The organism is Pontibacter mucosus (genome assembly GCF_003054055.1).
In the GTDB taxonomy this organism is placed as follows: Bacteria; Bacteroidota; Bacteroidia; order Cytophagales; family Hymenobacteraceae; genus Pontibacter; species Pontibacter mucosus.
Window position 1 is genome coordinate 362057 of record NZ_QBKI01000002.1, and the last position, 17977, is coordinate 380033.

A 17977-nucleotide genomic window follows, 5' to 3' on the forward strand; every position below is an offset into this window, starting at 1 on the left:
CATGCAAAAGTTTATACAAGGCATTGTCGCCTTCTCGCTGAAGAACTCCATCATTGTCTTCTTTCTCACGGGCTTATTGTTGGTGGCAGGAGTCATCAGCTACATCAACACACCTATTGAGGCGTTCCCGGACGTAACCAATACCCGCGCCCGGATTATTACCCAGTGGCCAGGAAGAAGTGCCGAGGAGGTGGAGAAGTTCATCACGCTGCCCCTCATGAAGGAGATGAACACCATCCCCAAGAAGTCGGAGGTGCGCTCCATCTCGCTTTTTGGCCTGTCGGTGGTGACGGTGATTTTTGAGGATGATGTAGAGGACTTTTACGCGCAGCAGTATGCCGCCAACCGCTTGCAGGGGGTGGACTTGCCGGATGGCGCAGATGCAGGCATTGAGCCGCCTTACGGGGCCACCGGGGAGATTTTCAGGTATGTGCTCAAGAGCAAAAGGCCCATTAAAGAACTCACCGCTATCCACGACTGGGTGATTGAGCGGGAGCTAGTCGCAGTGCCCGGCGTAGCCGACGTGGTGAGCTTTGGGGGCGAGGAGAAAATCTACGAAATCCGGATAAACCCCACCAAGCTGGCCAATTACGACCTGTCTCCCCTGGAAGTATACGAGGCGGTGTCGAAGAGCAACATCAACGTGGGGGGCGACGTGATAGAGCGCGGAAGCCAGGCCTATGTGGTGCGCGGCGTGGGCCTGCTGGAGAGCATTGCCGATATCGAGAACATCCTCATAGAGGTAAGAGGCACTACGCCCATCCTGGTAAAGCACGTGGCCGAGGTGGAAGTATCTGCCAAGCCGCGCTTGGGCATTGTGGGCCTGCAGGACGAGGATGATTTGGTGCAGGGCATCGTCATCATGCTTCGTGGCGAAAACCCGGGCGACGTTATTGCGCGGCTAAAGGATAAAATCGCTGACCTGAACGACCGCATCCTGCCCAAGGATGTACAGATAGAGCCCTTCATCGACCGCACCGACCTGGTGGATGCCACGGTTAGCACGGTGAGCAAGAATCTGGTGGAGGGCATATTCCTCGTATCTGTCATCGTCTTTATCTTTCTGTTCAACTGGCGCACCACCGTTATCGTTGCGTCCGTTATCCCGCTCTCCTTTTTGTTTGCCATTGTGATGCTGCGCATCCAGGGCTTGCCCGCCAACCTGATTTCCTTGGGCGCCATTGACTTCGGCCTGCTGCTGGAAGGTACGCTGGTGATTGTGGAGACGGTCTTTGTGGCGATGGAAAGGCGGGCGCACCAGCTGGGGATGGAGCGGTTTAACCGGATGAGTAAATCGGGGCTGATAAAGAAGAGCGCGGGCAGTGTGGCCACTTACATTGTATTTGCCCAGATTATTCTCATCGTGGCCCTGCTTCCCATCTTCTCCTTCCAGAAAGTAGAAGGGAAGATGTTCTCTCCGCTGGCCTTTACCCTGGGGTACGCTTTGCTCGGGTCGCTGCTGCTGAGCATCACCTACGTGCCTGCCCTGTGCAAAGTGATGCTGAAGAAAGACATCAAAGAGAAGGAAAATTTTATCTCCCGCTTCTTTCGCAAAAACCTGTTCAACCTGTTTCTGTGGAGCTTTAGGCGGAAAAAGGCCGTTGTGGCTGGTTTTGTGGGTATCCTGGCCGTCTGCGCGACAAGCTTTCTGTTCTACGGCTCTGAGTTTATACCCAAGCTGAACGAGGGAGCCCTCTACGTGAGGGCCACGCTACCCAACAGTGTGAATATCGAGGAATCGCAGCGGCTGGCCAAGGAGATGAAAGCCAGGCTCCGGGAGTTTGAAGAGGTGAAGTTTGTGCTCAACCAGGTAGGGCGCCCCAACGACGGCACCGACCCGACCGGCTTCTTCAACATCGAGTTCCATATCCAGCTGTACCCCGAAAAGGAGTGGACCCGGGAGATAAAGAAGGATGCCCTGATTGACGAGATGAGGCAGGCGCTGCAGGCCTACCCGGGCATTGTGTTAGGCTTCAGCCAACCCATCCAGGATAACGTGGAAGAGTATGTGGCCGGGGTGAAGAGCTCTTTGGTGGTGAAAATATTCGGCGACGACCTTTTTGAGTTGGAAGGATATGCCGAGCAGGTGGCCAATAGCCTCCGGGACGTGAAAGGCATCGAAGACCTGAACATTTACCGCAACATCGGCCTGCCCGAGCTACGGGTGCAGTTGCACGACCACAAGCTGGCCCGCTACGGGGTGGATATCTCCGATGCCCAGGCGGTAGTGGAGATGGCCATAGGCGGCAGGGCGGCCACAAAGTTCTATGAGAACGAGCGCATGTTTGATGTGCGGCTGCGCTTTGCCAAAGAGTACCGGGATGATGACCAGAAAATCGGCAACATCCTCATCCCGACCAAGGACAACCGGAAGATTCCCCTGAAGGAGATAGCTACCATTCAATACCTGACAGGCCCGGCCTTTATCTACCGCGAGGGCAGCAGCCGCTACATTGCCGTTGGCTTTAGCATCGAGGGAAGAGACCTGGGCAGCACGATTGCGGAGGCGAAGGCAAAAGTTGCCAGCGAGGTGCAGCTGCCGGCTGTGAACAAGATGGTGTGGGCGGGCGAATTCGAAAGCAAAGAGCGGGCAAGCAAGCAGTTGGCCGTGATTGTTCCGGCGGTTTTGCTGCTCATCCTGTTCCTGCTATACTTTAACTTCGGCACCGTCAAGGACACGCTGATTGCGGCCAGCACCATTCCTTATGCCTTCATTGGGGGCTTCATTTCGCTTTGGGTAACGCAAACCATTTTTGGGATCTCGGCGGGCATCGGGTTCATCATCTTGTTCGGGGTTAACACCATCAACAGCATTATTTTGATTGCCGTGATGAAAGAGAACATGAGGCGGATGCCGCTGAAGGAGGCCATCAGCAACGGCGTGTATGCCCGCATCCGGCCTATCGTGATGATTGCCCTGATGGGCTCCATGGGCCTGCTTCCTGCCGCACTCTCGACAGGTATGGGCTCCGAGATCCAAAAACCCCTGGCGATTATGATTGTGGGCGGGCTGCTTATCTGTATGATTTTGTCGCTGACGGTATTGCCGCAGGTGTTCTACTTTGCCTACCGTAAAACAGGGCATGCGAAACAGCGGCAGGTCAGGTAGCTCGCCTCCGCCGGTGTTTATACTTGAAGGTTAGTTGTTTGTGTGAGCAGGCCAGGCCTCGGAGCCTTCTTCTGTAGAAGCTCAGGGTGCCTGGCCTGCTGTGTTGATAGGGGGCTTAAGTATGGAAAGGCTATACTTTATAATCCAAGTTGCGACTTACTACTATCGTTCAGATGTAAACCCACCCCTAACCCCTCCCGAGAGGGGAATTCCTGCAAGTGTGAAATGCTTCCCCTCCTCGGAAGGGTTGTGGGGGTATCGTAACTTAGCTTTTATACTTCGCTTGGGAAACAACAGGCGCTACAGGTTCCTCCTACCCGAGGGGCATGCTGGCGACAGAAAAAGCTAGGGTAGGAGATGTATAGCAGGCAGAAAGTATAAAAGCTAACTATAGTCTCTGGTTAGCTTTTATACTTTGGGTGTATTTATACTTTTACTCCTCTACGTCCCGGAACATATCCTTGGTATCGGCGGCGCCTTCCAGGGTCAGGTACTCTGCCTGCAGGGTGCGGATTTTGAGGTTATCAGACGTGCTTATTTGCCCTTCAAGCTGGCGGCGGCGCTCGTTCAGCTGGCTGTATACATGGTCCACATAGTCCCAGTCGTTCTGGGTCCAGTTGCTCTTTTTGGTGCGCACGGTGCCGATAAAGGTTAAATAGGCCTCCCGTAGCTGTGCTGGTTGCAGTTGGTCGAGGTTGGCGTACTCGCGCAGCAGGTCCTTTTGCCAGCTGGTTACTTTTTCTGCCTGCAGTGGCTGTTGCATACGGCGCTCCTGGCGCTCCTCCCAGCTGCGGTAGCGTCTCTGCAGGTCCCGGTACTCGGCCTTAGACTTCTCGGAGAGGCTGTCGAAGTTCTCTTCCAGTTGGGCGTTGCGGCGGCGAAGCTCCTCTTTTACCTGCGGCCACTCGCGGCGGATGGCGGTATCGCCTTTCTCTACCTGCTTGTTCAGCCAACCCCTGAACTCCTCCAGCTCCCGCTCCGCAGTTTTTCCTGAGCGCACCACGGTAGCCGTATCGCGCTCTTCCGTAGTGGTCGCAGCGCCTTCCTCGCCCGCTACCTCGCGGCGTCCATCGCAGCTCCACAGCAGGGCAGCCAGGCAAAGTATAAAAGTGATATTTAAAGTATAGGTGGCCTTTTTCATCAGCATGTTTCTAGCATTTTTCATTTGATGCTATAGTACGAAACTTGCCGGTTCAGGATGCTTATTGTGCCGCAGCGCTCGCCATAAACGGTTTGTTCAGGTAAATGCCGTCGCCAAAGGCAAAGTGCTTGTTTACTGTGACAGCCAGCTTACCGCGGGCGGGCACCTTGCCGAATATAACCTCAGCGGCGGCGGCCTGTGCATGAAAGTAGCCCTGGTAGGCTACCAGCAGCGCCCGGCTCTCCTCTATGTCCGGAAACTGGTTTAAAGTATAGGCATTGTTGAAAAGCGTGATAACCGCCTTGTTGGACCTGGCTAGTTGCTGCACCAGCTTGGTGGCGTCTTTGGAATAAGCCACATTATTGCTTGGGCGTAAGCTAGGGCCGTAAAGCGCCACCAACACCACGTCATACTTTTTCAGTTGTTTCCAAAGTTTCTTGGTCTCTTTGGCGTTGGCCTTGCGTGAAATAAAGAAGTGGTCGGTTTCGGTGGCTATCTGGTTCACCTGCCGCTGAAAGGCCGTCACCCGGGTAGCCCCGATAGACAGGGTGGCAACGGTTTGCTTCGGTGACTCCTGCAGCGGGAGCATCTTCTTCCGGTTGTTCAGGAGCGTCACCGAGCCTTCCGCTATCCGCTTGTTTATCAGGTCGGCCATGGGCGGGTTCAGGTCCTCGTACAGGTTCTCCAGCGCCACCGGTTTATACTTGTCCAGCCCCAGCCATTGCTTGGCCGCCAGCACACGTTTGCAGCGCCTGTCTATTTCTTCCTGCGTCAGGTCGCCTCTTTCAATGGCCTCCTCCACGGCACGGATAGCTTTGGGTACGCTGTTCAGGCGCTCCAGCACATCGTTGCCGGCCATCAGGGCGCGGGCTTCGGCCTCGCCGGGCTCAAAGAATTTGGTGACGCCCTTCATCACCATCGCATCCGTAAAAATCAGGCCCTTGTAGTTGAGCCGCTGCTTGAGCAGGCCGGTAACGATTGGCTCTGAAAGGGTGGAGGGCAGGTTGGGTGTAGGGTCGAGCTGCGGGATGTGCATGTGCGCCACCATCATACCGCCCAACCCGTGCTTGATCAGCTCCTGGAAAGGGTACATTTCCAGCGAATCCAAACGCCCGCGGCCAAAGGGGATAACGGGTAAATCGTAGTGTGAGTCCACGTCGGTGTCGCCGTGGCCGGGGAAGTGCTTGGCCACGGCCATAATGCCGCCATCCTGCATGCCCTGCATATAAGCGATACTTTTAGCGGTCACGTCGTACTTGTCCTCGCCAAAAGAGCGGTAGCTGATTACCGGGTTGTTGGGGTTATTGTTCACGTCGGCCACCGGCGCGAAGTTGATGTGCATGCCCAGGCGCTTAAACTCCTGGGCCACCTCTACGCCCATGCGGTAAATCAGTTCGTTATCGGTAAGGGCGCCCAGCATCTGCTGCGAAGGGTACTCCACGGTAGAGTCCAGCCGCATGCCCACGCCCGTCTCTGCGTCCATCGAAATCCACAAAGGCACTTTGGAGGCAGCCTGGTATGCATTGGTAAGCTTTGCCTGGCGCACCGGCCCTCCCTGGAAAAAGATGATGCCACCCACCTTATACTCTTTGATAAGCCGCATCACATCCGCCTCATACTTGGGCCCCCGGTTAGAAAAAGCCTCTATAATAATGAGCTGCGCGATGCGCTCCTCGGAGGTAAGCGTGTTGAAAACCGAGTCAACCCAATAGGAGGAAGTATCCTCCAGGGCGGCAATAAGGGAAGCAGGACGGTTGTAGGCAGAGGGCCTTTCCACCGGGAAAAACTGTCCCTGATCTTCGGAGTAGCTGCTGCGCTGGGCATCAGAGCCCTCGCAGGCATACAGGAGCACCGCCAGCAGGGGGAGCATCCATAGCCAGCGCTTGCTTAATCGGTTTGCCGTGTAGTGAGTGCTTTGCATGATACTTCTTTTATAACGCACCAATTTGTACTTTCTTGCCTTAAACTGGTGTCTCTTTAACAGGAGTATACCTGATAGTATACCTTTTACGGTGTAACGGGCAATTACGTATGATTCGGATTGTTGAATAAGGTAACTGCATCCAGGACGCTTTTTGTTCATTTTGGGTTATCTTTAGCCAAACACAGCTTCATCTATGGCCCGCTTTTCATCCGGAGATTATATAACGCAAGCAGAGGGGGAACCCCCTCATTTTGGCTACAGCTTTCTGCCGGGTTTGCTGTTTGTGGCTCTTATGTGGCTGGTTAGTTTTCTGAGCTACCTTACCCATGTCAACCTGGCCTTTCTGGGGATAATGCCGCGCAATTTCCTGGGCCTGATCGGGGTATTCCTGGGGCCCCTGATACACGGCGACCTGCTGCACCTGCTCTCCAACACCTTTCCGCTGGTGCTGCTCTCGGGGTTTATACTTTACATGCACCGCCGTGTGGCGCTTAAGGTAGTGGTGCTGGTGTACCTGCTCAGTGGCCTGCTTACGTGGTTTATCGGCAGGCAGGCCTACCATATCGGGGCGAGTGGCGTGGTGTATGGCCTGGCGGGCTACCTGCTGTTTAACGGCTTTCTGCGGCAAAACCGGGGCGCCATGGCAGTATCGCTGGCTGTGCTGTTTCTGTACAGTGGCCTATTTTACGGGATTTTCCCCGGTGAGGAGCGGGTGTCGTGGGAGGGACATTTGGCTGGCCTGCTTAGCGGCTTGGTAGCAGCCATTACCTTTGGGGAAGGGGAGCTAACCAGGGAGGAGAACAGGCCTTTGGAACCGGATGTGGTGCAGCGCCACGTGAGCAGTACGGCAGGCAAGCACTACCAGCACATGTTCATCAGCTACAGTGTGCAGCCGCAAGAGCTGAGCAAGCCTTACCATTATACGTTGGATGCTGCCGGTTTATCGGCGAAAGTGTCAACCCCCGCCGCTCCTGCTCCGTCTAAGGAAAAGGCCAAGCCCAAGTAAACCTATGCGCGAGAAGCAAGAAGAAACCCGCCAATACCCCAAACAAGCAAGCGAGCTAAAGAGCCGCTTTGACGCTGACTCATCAGCATCCCATCCCGATACCCGGCAGCAGGACGACGAGGTGAAGCAGAGCAAGTGGCCCCTGTTTATAACCGCCGCAATTATCGGCTGCCTGGTGGCGTCCTACTTTATTTTCCCTGGCTTTCAGCAGGGGGTACAGGACGGCTGGGAAGTGCTCACGAGCGGCAACGAGCAACGCATATCGGAGTGGGTAAGCCAGTTTGGCTTCTGGGGACCCTTTTTCATTGTGGCGGCCATGGTGGCCCAGATGTTTCTGCTGGTGATAAACGTGGTGGCGCTGATGCTGGTGGCCATTATCGCTTACGGGCCGGTATGGGGTTCTGTCATTGCTGTAACGGCCGTGGCGGTGGCCTCAACTGTGGGCTACTGGATCGGCCGTGGACTGGGGGAGGCAACCGTAAGCAAGCTGATCGGGCAGAAGTCGGAGCGGAAAGTGGCTGGCTTTATGGACAAGTACGGCATTTGGGCCATCATCATTGCACGCATTTCTCCTTTCCTCTCCAACGATGCCGTTAGTTTGGTGGCGGGCCTGGCTGGGATGGGCTACTTTAAGTTCATGGCGGCCACGCTGGCTGGCATCGTGCCGCTTACTATTCTGCTGGCTTGGCTGGGCGAGGATAACGACCGCCTCATGAATGGCTTGATCTGGGTTTCAGCCGTCAGCCTGGCTGTGTTCCTGGGCTACTTGGGGTATAAAAAGTTCATCAGCAAGGAGTAAGTCGCCGCGATGCTACGGTTTATAGTTTATTCACAGTGCAGCCTGGTGCCGGGGGGATTTTCCCCCTCTTAAATGCGAAAAAGTTATCTCAACTTTAAGGTCTATACTTTGTTTATTTATAATGAATATTATAAAAATCTTACGTATTTGATTTTTCTCTAAAAGGCCCTTTAGCAGCATTCCGGATAACATTGCAAAACCCAAACAAAAATCCCTCGTTTAAGCGGTTTATTGTTTAGAAAATCGATGTTTCACGAAATGGACTGCTTATGTTTAGGATCAAAGTACTCGCAGCCGTGTTCTATGTAGTAGTGGCACTGGCTGAAGAATTATCCTTCTTCCAAGCTGATTCTTCCGCTCCGAATATCGAAGAAACGCCCTCCGGAATGATCCTAGAATGGCCCCCGCTGGAACCAGAAGACAAGGACACCAACCCGGAAGCGTTACCCGAACCTACCCCGACCCTCACAGTTACTGCTTCCATATACCACCCAGAGCCTGGCCAGACCGATTCCACACCCTACATCACCGCCGACGGCTCACGCATCAACAAAAAAGACCCCAAAAAACACCGCTGGATTGCCGTCTCCCGTGACCTGCATAGCAGATGGGGAGGGGTTATGGAGTTTGGCGACTCGCTTTGGGTAACGGGCATATCAGAGGAGCTGGATGGCCTGTACATTGTGCGTGATGTGATGAATCAGCGGATGCGCAACAAGATAGACATACTGGTAGGCAGGCACGATCCCATTTACGGCAAGTGGGAAAACGTGCAGATCGCGAAGCTGGATTAGCAGGCAAAGTTACCTTGTGCTGCTGCAGGATTATCGTTATTTTGGGTGCTTAGAACCTAAAAGATAGCGAAATGATAACCTACCAGGAGGCCAGGGAACTGCTCGAAAGTATGACCCGAAGCGAAAGCTTGCTGCGCCATGCGTATACCGTGGAATTGGTGATGCGCGCCTATGCAGCCAAATTGGGGGAAAATGAAGAGCAGTGGAGCATCACCGGCCTGCTGCACGACGCTGACTACGAAGCCCACCCGGATCAGCACCCCAAGGTGATTGTAGGCTTGCTGCGGGAGCGTGGCGAGGAGGAAATGGCGCATGCTATTTCGGCGCACTATACCAGGTGGGGTGTACCCTACAACTCGCTGCTGGATAAGGCGCTGCTTGCCTGTGATGAGATCACGGGCTTCATTGTGGCCTGCGCCTTAATCCGTCCGGGAAGGCTGCAGGGGCTAGAGGCAAAATCGGTTGTGAAGCGGCTGGGGCAGAAGAGCTTTGCCGCCTCTGTTGACAGGGAGGAGGTACGCCTTGGCGCCGAGAAGTTTGGCGTGGACCTGAAGGAGCACATCAGCTTCATCATCGGGGTACTGCAACAGCACCAGCAGGAGCTGCAACTGGAGCCTGTGGGCGAGCAGGCGTAGATTACTGGAAGCAAAGTATAAAAGCGGCAGCTGCTGGTAAAGTGGCTGTCGCTTTTGTGTTTTAGACGCGAGTTCTGACCTGTACCGGGTCCAACCACCCCTGGCCCCTCCTTGTCTAAGGAGGGGAATCTGTAGCTACTTTGGCTGAAGTATAAGTTCTATAGCTGTTGTCCTTGCGCGGACAGGTCGCGACCTGTCCCTACAGAGTATAAACTAAGTAGGCGATTACACCCCTATTGAGCTTTGCTCGCAAACGGCGAACTCTCGTTCTTGTTTGTCCTCAAGGGGACAGTTTATACTTACTCCTTTACCTGTCATCTCGAGCAGCGCGAGAGATCTATCTGGGATTCTAGTTTGATCTCTCCCAAAAGTCGAGATGACAGCAGGGGCAGCGGCTATCGAATGATTCCCAGCCTTTGGGTTGAGCGCCTTGTGAGATCCGGTGCCCGTTAAGGGCATGCTGAGCGAAGCGAGGCAAGGAGGGAACACCGCGCGATGCCCGAAGGCGAGGCCTCCCGGCCTAGGAGGGAGCCAAGTTGGAGATGCAACAATAGCCTACGTAAGTCTGGAGGATGAACAGAGGCTAGAGAGGATAGCTAGGTTCCAGTGGAAGGAAGCGGTGGCTATGAAAGTATAAACCGGCAAGTATAGCAGGCATCAAGCAAAACCCGCTGCTACGAAGTATAATCCTTCAAAATCTCAAACCCCTCCTTATCATCCTTCGCCTCTACCACCTCATCTATCACATATTGGATTTCCGGCTCCGTCCAATTCTCTTTCTCAGCAGCCTTTATAAATATATCGAGGGCGGCAAAGCGGGAGCCCTGCGCTGGTATAGTGGCTTTCACCTTTTTCCGGATACGCATCGTTCTGTTTTTGCCCCAATTTACGAAGTATACGCCAAATCGCGCCACTTTATACTTTGCTAATCCCTTCTTTGGCTGTCCATCAGGCGCGTACTACCTATAATCATACTTGCCGAAGCTAATGCTAGGCTAACCCTTTTGCGCGCTGGTCGTTTTAATAGGCTACATCATGTTTCTTGCCGATGGAGAAAGAGCTATACACCTTCGACGACCTTACCCGACTCAACGACCTTACCATGATGCACTACGCCGCCCCGATCATTGTGCTGTCGGTGGTGGGGGAGTGGCTCTATGGGGTTTATAAGAACAGGAACACCTACCATCCGACGGAGTTTGTCTCTGCCCTGACCATTGGGGGCGTGAATGCTGTGATGGGAGCCATGCTGAAGTTGTGGCTATTCGGACTGGCGCTGGTTATCTATAACATGGTGCCCTGGGCCATTCCCCGGGGCTGGGTGGGCTTTGTGGTGTGCTTTGTGGCCGTGGATTTCTGTCGCTACTGGGCGCACAGGATAGCGCACGAGCAGCGGTTTTGGTGGGCTACCCACGTGACGCACCACTCCTCGGAGCGCATGAATTTCTCGGTTTCTTTCCGCACCGGCTGGACCCAGCACATCAAGTTCATTTTCTTTATACCAGTGCCACTGCTGGGCATCGACCCGTTCACCTTCTTTATCTGCCACCAGGTGGCGGTGCTGTACCAGTTTTTTGTGCATACGGAGCTGGTGCGTAGACTGCCTAAACCGATAGAGTACATTTTCGTTACGCCGTCGCACCACCGGGTGCACCACGGCTCCAACCCCGGCTACATCGACAAGAACTATGGCTCCACCTTTATTATCTGGGACAGGATGTTCGGCACGTTTGAGCCGGAGCGCGAGCAGGTAAAGTATGGACTAACAAAACCGGTGAGCACCTTCAACCCGGTGTACCTTGTGTTTCATGAGTGGATGGATATTTGGGAAGACATGAAACATGCCAAAACCTGGAAGGAGCGGTTCCTTATACTTTACAAGCCTCCAGGGGCCATTGTGACGGAGCACCAGCGCAGAAGCCAGCACGAGCAGCAGGCGATTGAGCCAGTCAGGCAGCAAAGTATAGATCTAACCCCGGTGCAGCAGGAGCTTGGGAAAGTATAACCCTACTCTTGCAGGAGCCAGTGCAGGGCGCTTTCCTCGTCCGGAAAAGCATCAAACTGCAGTTCGCTTTTTGCGATGCCCTCCTCCTCCAGCCTAAGCCTTATCTGCATTGTACTAAGCTCTACCATTGAGTGAGGATCCTCGATACGCGCCCACTTAACTACAGAAGAACCCCTCAGCGACATGACGATCTTTTGCCAGAACCAGTTGCTATCCTGAAGGTCGAGGTAGTGCAGCGCACGTACGTTTCCTAAAATATACTTTGGCTTGAAAACATGGATCAAGTCCAGCAAGGCCAGCAGGTTCTGGCGCATCTCCTCCCCCTCCATGTGCTGTTTGCAGTAGGCCTTAATAATGGAGAGCGTCAGGTCTACGCTGATAGTGCATAGTTCGGTCTCCTTTACCACAATAATATTTCTCTCCTGTTTCGCTTCCATATTGCTCAATAAAACATACTTCAGATTTAAGGAAACTTCGGCTAGGTAGTTGAGACCTTGTTTTAAAGAGTAGAAATAACAAGATGGCCACACATAAGCAAATTTTAGTGTCAGACGGTCTGGTTTTGTTAGTGAAGGGAGATGAAATGGGGGATACAGGAACCGGGGCAAAAGAAAAAGCACGGCGGGAGCCGTGCTTGCTGAGTTAGTAACTGTCCTGGTAAGCGGAGTTTTGCTGCCTGGCGGCGGGGTTGCTCTGCATCTCGCGCGGCACGCCCATTTTCTCCTCGCGGCGCTGCTGGTATTGCTGAAACTGCTGCGGCGTCAGTACATCCTTCAGCTGCGACAGCCTGGTCTGGCTGATCATGTCCATCTGGGTTACCAGCTTCTTAGGGTTGTTCTTATACTTCTTCTGAGCCTCTTCGGCGCTTTTCAGGCTGCTCAGGTTAATGGCGTATACTTTCTGACTTTGCTGCGGCGAGAGGCGCAGGTTCCTGGTAAAGCCGGCGGTAATGGCCTCGGCCCGTTGCTCCAGCGTTTGCGCGGCCTGCGCGTTTTTGGCCTGCGGCTGTTGGGCCTGCGCAAAAACGGAGGGGGCAGCGATGGCAAATGCGATGGCAAAGACAATCTTCTTCATACTTTTCTTGTCGTTTTCTGTCCTGCTGGTACAGGCAATTATCGTTCCGGTTCTTTTAAGAAGTATAAAACAGGTTTCGGCTGCTGATAGTTTCGCTTAGCTCTCGTTGTAAAAGTATACTTTGTAGAAGTGCATGCCGCGCTCCTTGTCAAAGCCCCGCTCCACGTACTGCTCGCTCTGCTCGGGGTTGTAGCCGCTGAACTTTATCTCTATCTGGGTGTCGAGCTTTATAAAGTTGCGGAACTTACGCTTCATGTTGCGCACCGTGTTTTTGTTGATTTCAAAGTCGGTGAAGCCCTCAATGTCGCGCTCTTCGGCAAATGTATGGCTGTACTGCATAAAGCGCTCCTTCGTCTCCGGCTCGTCTATCACGCTGCTGGTAAACTCCTCCAGGTCAAATGTTTCGCTTTTGGAGAAGTAGTCCACCGAGCGGCTGATGAAGTCCACCTGCGCCTTTTTGCTTTCGGTGCGGGCGAAAACCTCCTCCGAGAAATCCTTGCACAGATTCAGAACGGCTTTGGTGTTAAAGTTAGTGTCCTTCAGCTCGGTTACGCTCAGGAAATCGTCTTTCCAGAAAACGGCGTCATAGCTGTTGGCGTCCACCATTTTGACCCGGAACCCGTCCTCGGCCTGTGTGTTGTAAATCATGCAGCCCTTGTCTACGCCCTTCAGGTTCACGCCGAAATGGTAGTTCACATTCAGGTCGTCCGCCTCATCCTGGAAAGTCAGGAACGTATCCTTGTTCTCGGATTTGAACACACCGATGGCGTCCACCACCTCGTCATCCATCACGCAGCCCTCAAAGTATACCACGTACAGCTCGCCGCTCTTCACCTTCGGGTGGTCCGACTGCTGGTAGAGGTGGTTGAGGATGTGCACCGAGTACTCGTGGAAGTTTTGCGGCTCGGTAAACATCAGCGCCGCGTAGGCAAACATCTCGTTCAGGGCCAGGTCAGAAGTATGGGTAAAGCGGAAAAACTCCTCCTGCTTAAACGGCGACAGGAAGTAGTTGAGCAGCAGGTCGTACAGTTGCTCGTCGTGCAGGTCCACCAACTCCCTGGAGGCCACCACGCCTTCCTCTTTTGCCTTGTTCCCGACCCGGTGCACAGCCAGTTTCCTCAGGCGCACCTGCGTTCTGTCTTTCATCTGTTAAGCTTCTTTTTTAAGGCTCCAAAGCTACGCATTTAGCCGCGCATTGCCGATGCGGAATCGAAATCACTTATACTTTTAAGTAGGGATGTGGCGACAGGTACGGCAAGAAGTATAGAATCTTGCTAAAATATGATATTGGTAATCAGTATTTTATACTTTTAAGAGTTTGGTGAGTAAGGGAGTTTATACTTTTCTGGCATGGTTATTTCTTTAGCGAGATCGAGCAGGCCAGCTTAACGGAAAAGGATGAAGAAACAAATCTACTATTACCATGAAAAAGATTTTCCTACTCATAGCAGTGGCTGTGGGACTGGCAGCGGCCAGTGCCGAGGCCCAGCAGCAGCCTGTTCGATACAACAAGCAATCTGCCTATAATAACAACCCAAATCAGGTGCGCTTCGGCATCAGGGCCGGCCTCAACCTGGCCGACTGGCAAGGTGAAACCGTGCAAAGCATGCAGGATCTGGTGGATATGTCTGGTGGGTATGTGAGCAAAGAGATGCGCCCAGGATTTCATGTGGGCACGTACGTAAGTATACCGGTAGCGCCGGGCTTCGAGATTGAGCCAGGGCTGCAGTACTCCCAGAAAGGCACCGTGCTGAAAGGCAAGATTCCACTCGAGCAATTCGACTTCCTGAACGCCAACGTAACCCTGACCAACAAGGCGGAGTACCTGGACCTGCCCATACTAGCCAAAGTATACGTAGGCGAAGGATTCCATATTTTCGCTGGCCCGCAGGTGTCTTACCTACTCTCTAACAAAGTATCGGCCGAGGCCGGCGCCTTTGGGTTTAAGGCCCTGAACCAGGAGTGGGACATGAACAGCGGCTTCCGCGAGTTTGATGTGGCCCTTACCGGCGGTCTTGGCTACAGGTTTGCCAGCGGCTTCAACCTCAGCGCCGGCTACGATTACGGCCTCAACTCCATCGACAGCAATGGCAACTTCGATACCTACAACCACGTGATAAAGGCCTCTGTAGGCTTTACCTTCTAAAAGTTTAGTGTTTGAGTGATTTACTGGGGCCCACCGCTATTACAGCGGTGGGCTCTTCTTTTTGCAGGGGCAGGAAAGTATAACTTAATCCCGGGCCAGCCTGTTATGAGGGGGAAAACCAAACATGTAATGATGCATAAACTTAACTTACTGCTGTTTAGCCTGCTGCTACTGGCAGGTCAGGTGCTGGCCCAACAGGTGCCGGCCTCCCTCAATGCCACCCTCGACGGCTATGAGTATCCCCACCCGGTAAATTATTTTGAAGTAGAACTGGAAGGGGGGAAGTATAAAATGGCCTACATGGATGTGGCTCCGGCCAAAAAAGCAACCGATGCGCCGGTGGTGATGCTGCTGCACGGCAAGAATTTTATGGGAGCCTACTGGCGCCAGACCATCGACTTTCTTTCCAAAAACGGCTTCAGGGTAGTAGTGCCGGACCAGATTGGCTTCGGAAAGTCTGACAAGCCGGAAGTATACTACACGTTCCACCAGCTGGCCCAGAACACGCAGCAGTTGCTGCAACACCTTGGGGTGAGGCAGGTGGCGGTGGTGGGCCACTCCATGGGTGGCATGGTGGCCACGCGTTTTGCGCTGATGTACCCGGAGATGACTTCCAAACTGGTACTGGAAAACCCCATCGGGCTGGAAGATTACCGCGTGATGGTGCCCTACAAAAGTATGCAGGAGCTATACCAGGCCGAGCTGAAACAAACCGAGCAGGCTATCCGCAATTACCACCAAACCTATTACCCCGCCTGGAAACCGGAGTTTAACGAATGGGTGCAGGTGCCCGCTGCCCAAATCAATCACCCCGATTACCCGAAAGTGGCTAAAGTATCCGCCTTGACCTTTGCCATGATTTACCAGCAGCCGGTGGTGTATGAGTTTGGAAATGTGAAGGCTCCTACCTTGGTGGTAATAGGGCAGGAGGACCGCACCATCGTAGGGAAGGGGTATATCCAGGACAAAGCGAAACAGCAGCAGTATGGGCAGTACCCGCAGCTGGGCAAGCAAACGGCCAAGGCAATTCCTCAGGCACAACTACTTGAGCTACAGAACGTGGGACACATTCCGCACCTGGAAGTTCCGAAGCGCTTCCACCAGGAACTGCTGCGTTTCCTAAAGAAGTGATTTATTAATGGTGGTGATGGTGGTCGTGGTCGCCGGGTTTGCTGTTAAAGTTGGCGATGGTGCCAAGTATAAAAAAGGCGATCCAGCAAACGTAAAGCGCGTTAAAGTTATCCACCGTTTTGCCTAGCAGCAGCATAATCAGGTTGGCGACTAAAGACATCACCAGGCCGGTGGTGGCCACAAACTGGTAGGAGTTCATCTCCCGCGGGTCGTATATCTTCGATAACTTCATTTGCTGCTGTTAATGGTTAATTACCTGGTAACGCATATTTCGTACCGGAGGTGCCATGGGGGCAAAATTTAAGCAAAGATAAGGGAAGCCTCCGTACTTGCGGCAGTTTATACTTTATAACTTGAATTGCGCTAAACCCGCCTTTCCCAAGAGGTAAATTCCTGTGACTGTAGTGTAATTCCCCTCTTGGGAGGGGTAGGGGTGGGTTTACACCTTCCCCAAAGTATAAATCGCGACCTGGTTTTATACTTCCGTCTGAAAGTATAACTCAAGCCAGATTATACTCTATAGTTTGTTTATTATGTTAATAAGGGTGAGTTGCTTTCAAACCGGGGCCTTGTTACAGCGTATACCTCTCTGTAACTAACCTTCAGAAACGATGAATAATAGAGAGGAAGATAAAAAGAAAGCTCCATCCGAGGAGAAGAACATACATAGCGACTATAACAAACGCGTAGGCATGGGCAATTCCCCTGACCCGACTGCAAAACGCAACATGGGACCCGAAGGCTATACCGAGCGCCCGGGGCAAAAAGACAAGCTTAAGAACATGCACATCCGGGGCGACGAAACAACCGGCTACGGCGCCCACGATCCGTTAAGCACGGAGTCTTTCGCGCAGGGCCCTGGCTTTGAGGCAGAGGGCAGCGACACAGGCATGTCCGGCGACACGGCGGGAATTCGCAAGGGCGAGCAGCCCCTGGGCGAGAATAGGAAAGGAGACGCAGACTAAAGCCGCACGTAACAAAGTTTTAATAAAGTATAAATGCAGCAGCGGGAGCCAATCATGGCTCCCGCTGCTGCATTTATAGGTATTTCCATTCGATGCAGGCCGGCAGGTGTGACGGCCTGCATCATCTTGGGCGTTTCGGGTGGTTAGTCCTCGTAGCTGACGGCTACGAAGCGGGTTTGCTGCTGCTGTGTCGGCTGACTTTTATAGTTAGCATAGGCCTGCAGCTGATTAGGGTTTAAGAAAGCCGTTACCTTCTCATCGTACTCCTGAGCCAGCTTCTCCAATAGCTGCTCGGCAAGGTGAGTGTCGTTGCGGTGGTTTTTGAGGATTTCCTGGGTGGCAGCAATACGCTCCCGGTTCAGTTCCTTCAGTTTAATGTACCCCAGCTCGTTTAGCCGTAGCTCGTTAGCCATGGAGCGGGTAAGGTTGGTGCAGTATGCCTCCGCCTCCCGGCTCAGGGTAATGTTGGATTGTGCGGAAACGGAAGTATGAATTAAGAAAGCAAACGCAAATAGTAAAATGTATTTCATAGGGTTATCTGTTAAGTGTAAAATTGTATTAATTTTTGTATCCCTCCTTGCCCCTATATAGCTATATAGAAGCCTCGGAAGACACTCAACAGTACGCACCTGTTAAAAGAAGGGTTGTATGATTTTTGTATTTAATATTGAATATTGTATACAGTATATATAAGAGTATATAAATTTACTTATGTTGTAGCAGTTGGCGGTGTGTAAAGACAGGGGGGCGGAGACACAAAAAAAGCCACCGCAGCGAGCAGTGGCTATACTTTAGCAATAGCTATATTTATAGTTCAGGGCAGATTTTACGACAGGAGGTAATCTTCCTTGATCAGGTGCAGGATTTCAGGCGAAAGCGGTTTTGAAAAGAAGTCGCGCACCTCGGAATGGGTCTTGGCGCAGATGATATCCTCTCTGTCCACAGCAGAGGAGAGCATAAACAGGCAGCATTTTTTGGTAACAGCCTCCGGCAAGCTCCTATAGGCATCCAGAAACTTCCAGCCATCCATACCCGGCATGTTGATGTCGAGGAATATCAGATCCGGAAACTCCTCGGGGTTCTGCTCAGCCGCCTGCTTCAGGTTGTTCAGCGCATCCTCTGCCCACTCATAACTCACCACCCTTTCCGCGAAGTTTTCACTCCTGATGATCGTCTCACAAACAAAATTGTTTATCTGATCATCATCAATAAGAACCACCTTTTTTAACATACCTCTCCTAATGTTCT

At 52.9% G+C, this 17977-nt stretch carries 18 protein-coding genes; 9 read left to right on the forward strand and 9 right to left on the reverse strand.

Annotated features, from left to right (window positions below):
• Position 1: 1 nt before the first annotated feature.
• On the forward strand, positions 2–3109 hold the full coding sequence (locus C8N40_RS05175) for an efflux RND transporter permease subunit (RefSeq protein WP_108210719.1): 3108 nt from the start codon (positions 2–4) through the stop codon (positions 3107–3109).
• A gap of 433 nt (positions 3110–3542) precedes the next feature.
• Here the strand turns inward: C8N40_RS05175 and C8N40_RS05180 are convergent, their stop codons facing one another.
• Together C8N40_RS05180 and C8N40_RS05185 are read right to left on the reverse strand one after the other, a co-directional pair.
• Entirely contained in the window at positions 3543–4274 is a 732-nt protein-coding gene (locus C8N40_RS05180; RefSeq protein ID WP_108210720.1) for a ZW10 interactor, read from the reverse strand.
• Between the two features lie 37 nt (positions 4275–4311).
• Positions 4312–6171, reverse strand: coding sequence for a glycoside hydrolase family 3 protein (locus tag C8N40_RS05185; protein ID WP_108210721.1), 1860 nt, complete (start codon positions 6169–6171; stop codon positions 4312–4314).
• Positions 6172–6466: 295 nt separating this feature from the next.
• Between C8N40_RS05185 and C8N40_RS05190 the strand changes: the two genes are divergently transcribed.
• The 4 genes from C8N40_RS05190 to C8N40_RS05205 all read left to right on the forward strand — a co-directional run bounded on the left by C8N40_RS05190 (position 6467) and on the right by C8N40_RS05205 (position 9408).
• Complete coding sequence (locus C8N40_RS05190) at positions 6467–7180, forward strand: rhomboid family intramembrane serine protease (RefSeq protein WP_245904999.1); 714 nt, start codon at positions 6467–6469, stop codon at positions 7178–7180.
• A gap of 4 nt (positions 7181–7184) precedes the next feature.
• Positions 7185–7979, forward strand: coding sequence for a TVP38/TMEM64 family protein (locus C8N40_RS05195; protein WP_108210723.1), 795 nt, complete (start codon positions 7185–7187; stop codon positions 7977–7979).
• A gap of 386 nt (positions 7980–8365) precedes the next feature.
• Positions 8366–8773, forward strand: coding sequence for an RlpA-like double-psi beta-barrel domain-containing protein (locus tag C8N40_RS05200; protein ID WP_211318043.1), 408 nt, complete (start codon positions 8366–8368; stop codon positions 8771–8773).
• A gap of 71 nt (positions 8774–8844) precedes the next feature.
• On the forward strand, positions 8845–9408 hold the full coding sequence (locus C8N40_RS05205; protein ID WP_108210724.1) for an HD domain-containing protein: 564 nt from the start codon (positions 8845–8847) through the stop codon (positions 9406–9408).
• Between the two features lie 674 nt (positions 9409–10082).
• Here the strand turns inward: C8N40_RS05205 and C8N40_RS05215 are convergent.
• On the reverse strand, positions 10083–10322 hold the full coding sequence (locus C8N40_RS05215; RefSeq protein ID WP_245905000.1) for a hypothetical protein: 240 nt from the start codon (positions 10320–10322) through the stop codon (positions 10083–10085).
• Between the two features lie 134 nt (positions 10323–10456).
• Between C8N40_RS05215 and C8N40_RS05220 the strand changes: the two genes are divergently transcribed.
• Positions 10457–11413, forward strand: coding sequence for a sterol desaturase family protein (locus tag C8N40_RS05220; RefSeq protein WP_108210726.1), 957 nt, complete (start codon positions 10457–10459; stop codon positions 11411–11413).
• 2 nt (positions 11414–11415) lie between these two features.
• Here C8N40_RS05220 and C8N40_RS05225 read toward each other — a convergent pair whose 3' ends face one another.
• The 3 genes from C8N40_RS05225 to C8N40_RS05235 form a co-directional block, all read right to left on the reverse strand.
• Positions 11416–11850 carry a hypothetical protein gene (locus C8N40_RS05225; RefSeq protein WP_108210727.1) on the reverse strand — a complete coding sequence of 145 codons (435 nt, stop codon included), beginning with the start codon at positions 11848–11850 and terminating at the stop codon, positions 11416–11418.
• Between the two features lie 205 nt (positions 11851–12055).
• Positions 12056–12487, reverse strand: a complete 432-nt coding sequence (locus C8N40_RS05230; RefSeq protein WP_108210728.1) for a hypothetical protein — start codon at positions 12485–12487, stop codon at positions 12056–12058.
• A 96-nt stretch (positions 12488–12583) separates the two neighbouring features.
• Positions 12584–13633, reverse strand: a complete 1050-nt coding sequence (locus C8N40_RS05235) for a nucleoid-associated protein (protein WP_108210729.1) — start codon at positions 13631–13633, stop codon at positions 12584–12586.
• Positions 13634–13910: 277 nt separating this feature from the next.
• Here C8N40_RS05235 and C8N40_RS05240 point away from each other — a divergent pair, with 277 nt between their 5' ends.
• On the forward strand, positions 13911–14633 hold the full coding sequence (locus C8N40_RS05240) for a porin family protein (protein ID WP_108210730.1): 723 nt from the start codon (positions 13911–13913) through the stop codon (positions 14631–14633).
• Positions 14634–14762: 129 nt separating this feature from the next.
• Positions 14763–15764, forward strand: a complete 1002-nt coding sequence (locus C8N40_RS05245; RefSeq protein ID WP_245905001.1) for an alpha/beta fold hydrolase — start codon at positions 14763–14765, stop codon at positions 15762–15764.
• A 4-nt stretch (positions 15765–15768) separates the two neighbouring features.
• Here C8N40_RS05245 and C8N40_RS05250 read toward each other — a convergent pair whose 3' ends face one another.
• On the reverse strand, positions 15769–15996 hold the full coding sequence (locus C8N40_RS05250) for a hypothetical protein (protein WP_092103335.1): 228 nt from the start codon (positions 15994–15996) through the stop codon (positions 15769–15771).
• A 379-nt stretch (positions 15997–16375) separates the two neighbouring features.
• Here C8N40_RS05250 and C8N40_RS05255 point away from each other — a divergent pair, with 379 nt between their 5' ends.
• On the forward strand, positions 16376–16729 hold the full coding sequence (locus C8N40_RS05255) for a hypothetical protein (protein WP_108210731.1): 354 nt from the start codon (positions 16376–16378) through the stop codon (positions 16727–16729).
• A gap of 143 nt (positions 16730–16872) precedes the next feature.
• Here the strand turns inward: C8N40_RS05255 and C8N40_RS05260 are convergent, their stop codons facing one another.
• Both C8N40_RS05260 and C8N40_RS05265 read right to left on the reverse strand, forming a co-directional pair.
• Positions 16873–17259, reverse strand: a complete 387-nt coding sequence (locus C8N40_RS05260) for a hypothetical protein (RefSeq protein WP_108210732.1) — start codon at positions 17257–17259, stop codon at positions 16873–16875.
• A gap of 296 nt (positions 17260–17555) precedes the next feature.
• Positions 17556–17960 carry a response regulator gene (locus C8N40_RS05265; RefSeq protein ID WP_108210733.1) on the reverse strand — a complete coding sequence of 135 codons (405 nt, stop codon included), beginning with the start codon at positions 17958–17960 and terminating at the stop codon, positions 17556–17558.
• Positions 17961–17977: the final 17 nt, after the last annotated feature.